The organism is Methylobacterium isbiliense (assembly GCF_022179325.1).
GTDB lineage: Bacteria > Pseudomonadota > Alphaproteobacteria > Rhizobiales > Beijerinckiaceae > Methylobacterium > Methylobacterium isbiliense.
The window spans coordinates 58177-69159 of the sequence record NZ_BPQQ01000040.1; the positions used below are offsets into that span (position 1 = coordinate 58177).

Annotated in this window: 10 protein-coding genes; 9 read left to right on the forward strand and 1 reads right to left on the reverse strand. The window is 73.0% G+C overall.

From position 1 onward, the window contains the following. Positions 1–81 precede the first annotated feature (81 nt). From ggt to MFF61_RS17505, 9 genes are all read left to right on the forward strand, one after another. Positions 82–1836: a gamma-glutamyltransferase gene (gene ggt, locus MFF61_RS17465; protein ID WP_238236518.1), complete on the forward strand. Its 1755-nt coding sequence runs from the start codon at positions 82–84 to the stop codon at positions 1834–1836. Between the two features lie 84 nt (positions 1837–1920). Further along, complete coding sequence (locus MFF61_RS17470) at positions 1921–3093, forward strand: isovaleryl-CoA dehydrogenase (protein WP_238236519.1); 1173 nt, start codon at positions 1921–1923, stop codon at positions 3091–3093. Positions 3094–3101: 8 nt separating this feature from the next. Continuing rightward, entirely contained in the window at positions 3102–4709 is a 1608-nt protein-coding gene (locus MFF61_RS17475; protein WP_238236521.1) for a carboxyl transferase domain-containing protein, read from the forward strand. Positions 4710–4752: 43 nt separating this feature from the next. Next, entirely contained in the window at positions 4753–6702 is a 1950-nt protein-coding gene (locus MFF61_RS17480) for an ATP-binding protein (RefSeq protein WP_238236523.1), read from the forward strand. Then, positions 6699–7196 (forward strand): MaoC family dehydratase, encoded by a 498-nt coding sequence (locus MFF61_RS17485; protein WP_238236524.1) that lies wholly within the window; start codon positions 6699–6701, stop codon positions 7194–7196. Before MFF61_RS17480 ends, MFF61_RS17485 begins: the two co-directional genes overlap by 4 nt. Continuing rightward, positions 7196–8065, forward strand: a complete 870-nt coding sequence (locus MFF61_RS17490) for an HpcH/HpaI aldolase/citrate lyase family protein (protein ID WP_238236528.1) — start codon at positions 7196–7198, stop codon at positions 8063–8065. Before MFF61_RS17485 ends, MFF61_RS17490 begins: the two co-directional genes overlap by 1 nt. 89 nt (positions 8066–8154) lie before the next feature. Then, on the forward strand, positions 8155–8418 hold the full coding sequence (locus tag MFF61_RS17495; RefSeq protein WP_238236530.1) for a UPF0175 family protein: 264 nt from the start codon (positions 8155–8157) through the stop codon (positions 8416–8418). A 2-nt stretch (positions 8419–8420) separates the two neighbouring features. Then, on the forward strand, positions 8421–8996 hold the full coding sequence (locus MFF61_RS17500) for a PIN domain-containing protein (protein WP_238236531.1): 576 nt from the start codon (positions 8421–8423) through the stop codon (positions 8994–8996). Between the two features lie 43 nt (positions 8997–9039). Beyond that, positions 9040–10266, forward strand: a complete 1227-nt coding sequence (locus MFF61_RS17505; protein WP_238236532.1) for a phenylacetate--CoA ligase family protein — start codon at positions 9040–9042, stop codon at positions 10264–10266. On the opposite strand, the gene MFF61_RS17510 is transcribed toward MFF61_RS17505, so the two are convergent. After that, entirely contained in the window at positions 10238–10891 is a 654-nt protein-coding gene (locus MFF61_RS17510; protein ID WP_238236533.1) for a TetR/AcrR family transcriptional regulator, read from the reverse strand. The genes MFF61_RS17505 and MFF61_RS17510 overlap by 29 nt on opposite strands. Positions 10892–10983 lie beyond the last annotated feature (92 nt).

Genomic DNA, 10983 nt, shown 5'->3' on the forward strand with positions numbered 1-10983 from the left:
CGGTGGGACCGCGATCCGCTTGGGTCGGCATCGGGGAGGCGGGCGCCGACCCTTCTGCCGGCCGCATGCCAAGGAGACTCCATGCCGATCCGCCGGACCCTCGCCGCCCTCGGAGCGGTCCTCGCGCTCGCCTGCGCGGTGCCGGCCCGCGCGCAGGGCCTGCCGCCCGGCATGCCGGGCGCGGGCGCGATCCAGTCCGACGCGGCCCGCCTCCTCCCGGCCTATGCGCCGCACGGGATGGTGGTGTCGCAGGAGGCCCGCGCGACCCGGGTCGGTGCGGCGATCCTCGCCAAGGGCGGCAACGCGGTGGACGCGGCGGTGGCGGTGGGCTTCGCGCTCGCCGTGACCCTGCCGCGGGCGGGCAATCTCGGCGGCGGCGGCTTCATGCTGGTGCACCTCGCCGCCCGCAACGAGACGGTGGCCATCGACTACCGGGAGACCGCCCCGGCGGCGGCGAGCCGCGACATGTTCCTCGGTCCCGACGATGAGCCGGACCCGAAGCTCTCGACGGCGTCGGGCCGGGCAGTGGGCGTGCCCGGCACGGTGCGGGGCCTTGCGGAGGCGCTCGCCCGCTACGGCTCCGGCCGCTTCCGCCTCGCCGACCTGATCGCGCCCGCCGAGGAACTCGCCCGCGCGGGCATCCGGGTCGAGGAGGATCTCGCCGATTCGCTGCCGCACGCGGCAGGGCTGCTGGGGCGCTGGTCGTCGAGCCGGGCGGTGTTCTTCAACGGCGAGCGGCCCTTCGCCTGGGGCGAGCGGCTGGTGCAGCCGGACCTCGCCGCGACCCTGCGGGCCATCGCGGCCAAGGGGCCGGACGCCTTCTACGCGGGCGAGACGGCGCGCCGGATCGCCGCCGCGGTGCGGGAGGCCGGCGGCGTGATGAGCGAGGCCGACCTCGCCGACTACCGGGTGGCGGTCCGCGCGCCCGTGCGCGGCACCTATCGCGGCCACGAGATCGTGGCGATGCCCCCGCCGAGTTCGGGCGGCGTGCACCTCATCGAGATCCTCAACATCCTGGAGGGCTACGACCTCGCCGCGATGGGGGCGGGCAGCGCCGACGCGATCCATCTCCTGGCGGAGGCCATGAAGCAGGCCTATGCCGACCGCGCCGCCTATCTGGGCGACCCGGACCGGGTGCGGGTGCCGGTGCGCGGCCTCACCGCCAAGGACTACGCGGCGACGCTCCGCGCCCGGATCGACCCGGCCCGCGCCCGCCCGGCCGAGGAGGTGAGGCCGGGCGACCCCCTGCCGCACGAGCCCGACCAGACCACGCACTTCTCGGTGGTGGACCGGGACGGCAACGCGGTGGCCAACACCACCACGCTCAACTTCTCGTACGGGCTCGGGCTGGTGGCGGCGGGCACGGGCGTGCTCCTCAACAACGAGATGGACGATTTCTCCGCCAAGCCCGGCGCGCAGAACGCCTTTGGGCTCGTCGGCGGCGAGGCGAACGCGGTGGCCCCGCGTGCCCGGCCCCTGTCCAGCATGACGCCGACCTTCGTGTTTCGCGACGGCCGGCTCCTCCTCGTCACCGGCAGCCCCGGGGGCAGCCGCATCATCTCGACGGTGCTGCAGGTGGTCACCGGCGTGATCGATTTCGGCCTGAGCCTCGCGGAGGCCGTGGCGGCTCCGCGGGTCCACCACCAGTGGCGCCCCGACGCGCTCCTCGTGGAGCGCGGGCTGTCGCCGGACACGCTCGCCCTCCTGCGCGCGCGCGGCCACCGGGTCGTGGTGGGGTCGAGTTCGGGCTCGGCGAGCTCGGTGATGGCGGTGCCGGGCGGTCTGGTCGGCGCCGCCGACCCGCGCCAGCGCGGGACCCTCGCCGAGGGGCCGTGAGGCCCTTCGCAGGCCCTTGCCGGAAGGCCCTTGTTTTAAAAACAATCGTTCGTATAGATTGCACAAAACACCCGGAGGACGCCCATGATCCCGAACGCCGCGCGCGAGTTCAATTTCGGCCTCGGCGAGACGGCCGAGGCCATCCGCGACAGCGTGCGCAGCTTCGCGCAGGATCGGATCGCGCCGCGGGCCGAGGAGATCGACCGCACCAACACCTTCCCGCGCGACCTCTGGCCCGAGATGGGCGCGCTCGGCCTGCACGGCATCACGGTGGAGGAGGAATACGGGGGCCTGGGCCTCGGTTATCTCGAGCATTGCGTGGCGATGGAGGAGGTCTCGCGGGCCTCCGCCTCGGTGGGCCTGTCCTACGGCGCCCATTCGAACCTCTGCGTGAATCAGATCCGCCGCAACGGCTCGGACGCGCAGAAGCGCAAGTACCTGCCGAAGCTCATCTCCGGCGAGCATGTCGGCGCGCTCGCGATGTCGGAGCCGGGCTCGGGCTCGGACGTGGTCTCGATGCGCACCCGGGCCGAGAAGCGCGGCGACCGCTACGTGCTCACCGGCTCGAAGATGTGGATCACCAACGGTCCCGTCGCCGAGACGCTGGTGGTCTACGCCAAGACCGATCCGGCGGCCGGCCCGCGCGGCATCACCGCCTTCCTGATCGAGAAGGGCCAGAAGGGTTTTTCGACGGCCCAGAAGCTCGACAAGCTCGGCATGCGCGGCTCGGACACCTGCGAACTCGTGTTCGAGGAGTGCGAGGTGCCCGAGGAGAACGTGCTCGGCGAGGTCGGGCGCGGGGTCAACGTGCTGATGTCGGGTCTCGACTACGAGCGCGCCGTGCTGGCGGCGGGGCCGCTCGGCATCATGCAGGCCTGCCTCGACGTGGTGCTGCCCTACGTGCACGAGCGCAAGCAGTTCGGGCAGCCGATCGGCGAGTTCCAGCTCGTCCAGGGCAAGCTCGCCGACATGTACGTCGCGACCAACGCCGCCAAGGCCTACGTCTACGCGGTGGCGCAGGCCTGCGACCGCGGCGAGACTACCCGCGAGGACGCGGCGGGCGCGATCCTGTACGCGGCCGAGCGGGCGACGCAATGCGCGCTGGACGCAATCCAGCTGCTCGGCGGCAACGGCTACATCAACGACTATCCGACCGGCCGGCTCCTGCGCGACGCCAAGCTCTACGAGATCGGCGCCGGCACCAGCGAGATCCGCCGGATGCTGATCGGCCGCGAACTCTTCGCCAAGTCGGCTTGAGCCGTCCGATGCCGGTCCTTCAGACGAGCGCCGACCTCGGCAGCACCGAGGCGGCCCAGAACCGCGCCGCCTGGGGCGAGTTGCGCGCCACCCTCAAGGCGCGCCGCGCGGAGGCCGCCGCGGGCGGTCCCCCCCGCGCCCGCGAGCGCCACCTCGCGCGCGGCAAGCTCCTGCCGCGCGACCGCGTGCTGCGCCTGCTCGATCCGGGCTCGCCCTTCCTGGAGATCGGGCCGCTCGCGGCCTACGGGATGTACGACGACGCCATCCACGCGGCCGGGGTGATCGCCGGCATCGGCCGGGTCGCGGGCCGCGAGGTGATGGTGGTGTGCAACGACGCCACCATCAAGGGCGGCACCTACTACCCGCTGACCGTCAAGAAGCACCTGCGCGCGCAGGAGATCGCGCTCCAGAACCGCCTGCCCTGCCTCTACCTCGTGGATTCGGGCGGCGCGAACCTGCCCCAGCAGACCGAGGTCTTCCCCGACCGCGAGCATTTCGGGCGCATCTTCTTCAACCAGGCGCAGATGTCGGCCGCCGGCATCCCGCAGATCGCCTGCGTGATGGGCTCCTGCACGGCGGGCGGCGCCTACGTGCCGGCGATGTCGGACGAGAGCGTGATCGTGCGCCGCCAGGGCACGATCTTCCTCGGCGGGCCGCCGCTGGTGAAGGCCGCGACCGGCGAGGTCGTCTCGGCCGAGGATCTCGGCGGTGCGGACGTGCATGCCCGCCTCTCGGGCGTGGCCGACCACTACGCCACCGACGACGCCCACGCGCTCGCGATCCTGCGCCGCATCGTCGGCACGCTCAACAGCGTCAAGCGGCCGGACCTCGACATCGCGCCGCCGCACGACCCGCTCCACCCCGCCGAGGATCTCGACGCGATCGTGCCGGTGGACCTGCGCAAGCAGTACGACGCGCGCGAGCTGATCGCCCGCCTCGTCGACGGCTCCGAGTTCGACGAGTTCAAGCGGCTCTACGGCACCACGCTGGTCACGGGCTTCGCGCGCCTGTGGGGCATGCCGGTGGGGATCCTGGCCAACAACGGCATCCTCTACTCGGAGAGCGCGCTCAAGGGGGCGCATTTCATCGAGCTGTGCTGCCAGCGCCGGATCCCGCTCCTGTTCCTGCAGAACATCTCGGGCTTCATGGTCGGGCGCGAGGTCGAGGCGGGCGGCATCGCCAAGAACGGCGCCAAGCTCGTCACCGCGGTGGCGACCGCCGCGGTGCCCAAGCTCACGCTCCTCGTCGGCGGCTCCTACGGGGCGGGCAATTACGGCATGTGCGGCCGGGCCTACTCGCCCCGCTTCCTGTTCGCGTGGCCGAACTCGCGCATCTCGGTCATGGGCGCCGAGCAGGCGGCGAGCGTGCTCGCCACCGTGCGGCGCGACAACATCGAGGCCTCCGGCGGCACCTGGGCGGCGGAGGAGGAGGAGGCGTTCAAGGCCCCGATCCGCTCCGGCTTCGAGGCCGAGGGATCGCCCTACTACGCCACCGCGCGGCTGTGGGACGACGGCATCATCCTGCCCGAGGAGACGCGCCGGGTGCTCGGCCTCGCCCTCTCGGCCGCCCTGAACGCCCCCGTGCCGGAGACCCGGTTCGGCCTGTTCCGGATGTGACCCCCAAGAGATCGCACGGATGAGTTCGCACAGGGACAGCTGCATGACCGGGCTCCGCTCCGTCCTCATCGCCAACCGGGGCGAGATCGCCTGCCGGGTCATCCGCACCGCCCGGCGCCTGGGCCTGCGCACCATCGCGGTGTACTCGGAGGCGGATCGGCGCGCGCTGCACGTGGCGCTGGCCGACGAGGCGCATGCGATCGGGCCGGCGGCGGCGGCCGAATCCTACCTGCGCATCGACCGCATCCTCGACGTGGCCAAGCGCAGCGGCGCCGAGAGCATCCATCCGGGCTACGGCTTCCTGTCCGAGCGGCCGGACTTCGCCGAGGCCTGCGCGGCGGCCGGCATCGTCTTCGTCGGCCCGCCCGCCGGGGCGATCCGGGCGATGGGCCTCAAGGATGCCGCCAAGGCCCTGGTCGCCGAGGCCGGGGTGCCGGTGGTGCCGGGCTACCACGGCGCGCGCCAGGAGCCCGATTTCCTCGCCGCCGAGGCGGCGGCGATCGGCTACCCGGTCCTGATCAAGGCGGTGGCGGGCGGCGGCGGCAAGGGCATGCGCCGCGTCGCGCTTCCGGAGGATTTCGCCGCCGCCCTCGAAGGGGCGCAGCGCGAGGCGCAAGGGGCGTTCGGCGACCCGCGCGTCCTGGTCGAGAAGTACGTGCTGAGCCCCCGCCACGTCGAGATCCAGGTCTTCTGCGACGCGCACGGCCACGCCGTGCACCTGTTCGAGCGCGACTGCTCGCTCCAGCGCCGCCACCAGAAGGTGATCGAGGAGGCGCCCGCCCCCGGCATGCCGCCGGAGGTCCGCGCCGCCATGGGCCGGGCCGCCGTCGAGGCCGCCCGGGCGGTGGGCTATGTCGGGGCCGGCACGGTCGAGTTCATCGCCGACGGCCGCGAGGGCCTGAAGCCGGACGGCTTCTGGTTCATGGAGATGAACACGCGTCTCCAGGTCGAGCATCCGGTCACCGAGGCGATCACCGGGCTCGACCTCGTGGAATGGCAGTTCCGGGTCGCGGCGGGCGAGCCGCTGCCGCTCGCCCAGGACGACCTCGCGATCCGCGGCCACGCCGTCGAGGCGCGGCTCTACGCAGAGGATCCGGCCGCGGGCTTCCTGCCCTCCACCGGGCGGCTGCGCGCCCTCGACCTGCCCGCGGGGGAGGGCGTGCGCGTCGATACCGGCGTGCGGGCGGGCGATACGGTCTCGCCCTTCTACGACCCGATGATCGCCAAGCTGATCGCCCACGGGGAGAGCCGCGATCAGGCCCTCGACCGGCTGGCGCAGGCGCTGGGCCGCACCCTGGTGGCCGGCCCCAAGGCGAACGTCGCCTTCCTGAAGGCGCTGGCCGAGGCGGAGGAATTCCGGGCCGGCCGCTTCGACACCGGCTTCATCGACCGCAACCTCGACGCGCTCACCGGCCGGGCGGCCGGCCTCGACCCCGACGCGGTGCGGGCAGGGGTCGAGGCCCTCGTCGCCGCCGTCGCGGCGCCCGCGCCGGGCCGGGGCTCGCCCTGGGATCGCGCGGACGGGTTCCAGCTCGGCGCCGGGCGGCGCCAGGCCTATCCCGTCCTGATCGAGGGCGAGGCGCGCGAGGTGGTCCTGGCCTGGCCCGAAGGCGGCGGCGCGCTCGCCGTCGAGGCCGGGGAGGGGAGGGGAGCGGCCCCCGTGGTGGTGCCGACCGAGCGCGGCGTGCTGGTGGTGGCGGGCGGGCGGCAGGTCGCGATCGAACCGCCCGATCCGTTCGACGTCGACCTCGACCACGCCGGCGCGGGCGGCACCGTCAAGGCGCCGATGCACGGCCGCCTCGTCGCGGTCTTCGTGCGCCCCGGCGAGCGCGTGACGAAGGGCCAGCGCCTCGCCATCGTCGAGGCGATGAAGATGGAGCACGCCCTCGCGGCGCCCGCGGACGGCGAGGTGACGGAGGTGACGGCGGAGGCCGGCGCGCAGGTCGCGGAGGGCGCGCGCCTCATCAGCATCCGCACGGAGGACGACGCATGACGAGCCCCAACCCCGTCCCGACCCATCCCCGCGGCGGCCTCTACTTCGAGGATTTCGAGGTCGGGCACGTCTTCCGCCATCGCCTCACCCGCACGGTGACGCAGATGGACAACATGCTGTTCTCCAACATGACGCTCAACCCGCAGCCCCTGCACATCGACGCGCATTTCTGCGCCACCGAGACCGAGTGGGGGCGGCCGCTGATGAACTCGCTCTTCACCCTCGGGCTGATGATCGGCATCTCGGTCAACGACACCACGGTGGGCACCACGATCGGCAATCTCGGCATGACCGACGTGCGCTTCCCCGCGCCGCTCTTCGAGGGGGATTCGATCCGGGTCGAGACCGAGGTGGCGGCCAAGCGCGAATCGCGCTCGCGCCCCGATGCCGGCCTCGTCGAGTTCCTGCACCGCGCCTACAAGCAGGACGGCACGCTCGTCGCCGAGTGCCGGCGCCAGGCCTTCATGCGCCGCCGCCCGGCGGAGGCCGCCTGATGCGCTCGCTGCTCTTCGTGCCGGGCGATTCCCCCCGCAAGCTCGACAAGGCCCTCGATTCCGGCGCGGACGCCCTGATCCTCGACCTGGAGGACTCGGTCGCGCCGAGCGAGAAGCCGGCGGCCCGGGCCGCCGCCGCGGCCTTCCTCGCCCGCACCCGCGGCGCGGCCGCCCGGCCCCAGCTCTACGTGCGCATCAACGCCCTCGATACGGGGCTCGCCGACGACGACCTCGCGGCGGTGATGCCGGCCGGCCCCGACGGGATCATGCTGCCCAAGGCCGTCGGCGGGGCGGACGTGGCGGCGCTCGGCGCGCGGCTCGCGGTGCACGAGGCGCAGGCGGACCTCCCCGACGGCGCGACCCGCATCCTGCCGATCGCCACCGAGACCGCGCAGGCGGTGTTCGCGCTCGGCACCCTGGCCGGCGCGAGCCCGCGGCTCGTCGGCCTGACCTGGGGGGCGGAGGATCTCTCGGCCGATCTCGGGGCGGAGACGAACCGCGACGAGGCCGGCTGGACCGCGCCGTTCCGGCTCGCCCGCAACCTCGCGCTGCTCGCCGCCGCCGCCGCGGAAGTCGACCCGATCGACACCATCAACGCCGCCTTCCGCGACCTCGACGGTTTGGCCCGCGAGTGCCGCGAGGCGCGGCGCGACGGCTTTACCGGCAAGATGGCGATCCATCCGGCGCAGGTGCCGGTGATCAACGCGGCCTTCACGCCCTCGCAGGCCGAGATCGCCCGGGCGCGGGCGGTGGTGGCGGCCTTCGCGCAGGCCCCCGGCACCGGCGTGGTCGGCGTCGAGGGCCAGATGCTCGACCGCCCGCACCTGCGGCGCGCCGAGCGGCTGCTGGCGCGGGTGAAGCCCGCGTGATCTCTCGGCGGCGGGGCGGCGGGTCGGACTTCTCGCGCCGGATCTCCTGTGCGACCCTTGTCCGGACGTTAGAACCCGGTGGCAGGAACGTGGAACTCACCGTCGCCATCCCGGATGATCTCGCCGAGCGGCTGGGAGCCGATGGCGAGGACATCGCCCGTCGCGCGCTCGAAGCCTTCGCGGTCGAGGCTTATCGGGCCGAACGCCTGACCTTGCCGGAATTGCGCCGACTGCTCGGCTTCGGCACCCGCGCGGCTCTGGACGCCTTCCTCAAGGCGCGCGGCATCTATGCTCCGCTCGAACTCGCGGATATCGACCAGGATCGGGCCGACCTCTCACGCCTGGGCTTATGAGCTTGCGGGTCGTCGCGGATACTGGGCCGCTGAACTATCTGCTGCTGATCGGCCAGATCGATCTGCTGCCGCACCTGTTCGACGGCGTGTGCGTGCCTCGGGCCGTGCAGGTTGAATTGAGTCATCGCGATGCGCCCGATGCGGTCCGGCTCTGGATCGCCGGTGATCCAGACTGGCTGACCGTGTGCCCCGATCCGATGATCGAGGAGGATGCGCTGCGCATGCTGGACGAGGGCGAGCGGGCCGCGATCGCGCTGGCGATCGCGCTGCGGGCCGACCTGATCCTCATGGATGACCGGGCCGGAGTCGGCGCCGCCCGGGCCAGGGCCTTCGCCGTCACGGGAACGCTGGGGATCTTGGATCTTGCAGCGCGGCGGGGCCTGATCGACTTGGAGCGTGCCGTGACCCGGTTGCGCGGGACGAGCTTCCGGTGCCGCCCCGCCCTGCTCGACGCGCTCCTGGACCGCCATCGCGCCGAGATGGGCGCGTCCGATCGCGGCGCCCGCGACATCCTGGAGCATGATGCCGAAAAGGAGCCCGGTTCTCCGAGGCCATCCCGTGATCCAGCGCAAGCCTGAGCGAAGCGGGCCGCATGACGGCTCTGATGTGGGAGAGGACCCGATGCCCGAGCACTACGACGCGCGCGAGACCGAGAGTCCCGAAGCCCGCGACGCCGCCCTGTTCGCCCGCCTGCCCGCGGCGCTTGGCGCCGCCCTCGGCACGCCGGCCTATGCGGCGCATCTCGGCGGGATCGATCCCGAGGCGGTCACCGACCGGGCGGCGCTCGCCCGGCTGCCGGTGCTGCGCAAGGGCGAGATGCCGGCCCGCCAGCGCGAGGGGCTGCCCTTCGGCGGCTTCGTGCCGGTGCCGCCCGGGCGCTTTCCCCGGCTCTTCACCTCGCCGGGGCCGATCTTCGAGCCGCAGCGGTCGGGCGAGGATCCGTGGGGCGGGGCGCGCTGCCTGCACGCGGCGGGCTTCCGGCCGGGCGACGTGGTGCTCAACACCTTCGGCTACCACCTCACGCCGGGGGGCTTCATCTTCGACACGGCGGCCCGCGCGCTCGGCTGCGCGGTGATCCCGGCGGGTCCCGGCAACACCGAGCAGCAGCTCGACCTGATCGAGGCCTACCGCCCGGCCGGCTATTGCGGCACGCCCGACTTCCTGAAGATCCTGGTCGAGGCGGGCCGGGCGGCCTCCCGGGACGTGTCGTCGGTCCGCAAGGCCCTCGTCTCGGGCGCGGCCTTCCCGCCCTCGCTGCAGCAGGCGGTGGCGGCCCTCGGCATCGAGGCGTATCAGGCCTACGCCACGGCGGATGTCGGCTTCATCGCCTACGAGACGCCCGCCCGCGAGGGGCTCCTCGTCAACGAGGACCTGATCCTCGAGATCGTGCGGCCGGGCACCGGCGACCCGGTGCCGGAGGGCGAGGTCGGCGAGATCGTCGTGACGGTGCTCGATCCCGACCGGCCGCTGATCCGCTACGCGCTCGGCGATCTCACGGCGGCGCTGCCGGGGCCGAGCCCCTGCGGGCGCACCGGGCCGCGCATCCGCGGCTGGATGGGCCGGGCCGATCAGGCCGCCAAGGTGAAGGGGATGTTCGTGCGCCCCGAGCAGATGGCCGAGATCGCCCGCCGCCATCCGGAGCTCAGGCGGCTGCGCCTCGTGGTGACGCGGGCCGACGAGACCGACGCGATGACCCTGAAGGCCGAGGCGGACCAGGAGGTCTCCGCGGACGCCGTCGCCGAGACGCTGCGGGCGGTGACCAAGCTCAAGGGCGCGGTCGCGATCGTGCCGCCCGGCAGCCTGCCGAACGACGGCAAGGTCATCGCAGACGAGCGGCCAGCCGGGTGAGCGGGGCCGGGGGGGCCTGGACCGCCGCCTCCCCCTCGCCGCGCGCGAGCGCCAGCACCATGCCGGTGAAGATGGCCTGCACGGCATCCGTCGAGAGCCGGCCGTCCGGCCGGTACCAGTTGCAGATGCCCGACAGCATGGCGAGGATGGCGAGCGTTCCCATCCGGGTGTCGGCGAGCTGGAACTCGCCGGTCTCGCGGCCGAGGTCGAGGATGGCGCCGAGCTTGCGCTCGTAGTCGCGCCGCATCGCCACGATGACCTCGAGATTGTCCGGTTCGAGGCTGCGCAGCTCCGAGTAGCAGATGAAGACCTGCTGCGGCCGCTCGATGTGATAGGCGACGTGGAACTCCACGAACCGCTGCAGGCGCTCGGCCGCGCTCCCCTCCCGCAGCAGGGCCGCATCGAGCGCGGCGTGCAGATCCTGCATGTGGGTGCGGATCAGGTCGAACAGGAATTCCTGCTTGTTGCGGAAGTAGTTGTAGAGGGACCCCTGCTGGATGCCGACCTCGGCGGCGAGCTGGCGCAGGCTCATCGCCGCGTAGCCGTGGGTGTAGAGAAGCTGAAGGCCCGCCCTGCGGATCGCCTCCTCGGTTCTCGGCCCGGATGAGCCTGCGATGCGCGCCATGTCCGTCCCGCGTCCTCTCCTGTCGACCTTATACCGGAGCCGGTCCGAACGGCAGCGTCCCGGATCCGCCCCGCCGGGCATCCCCGACGATC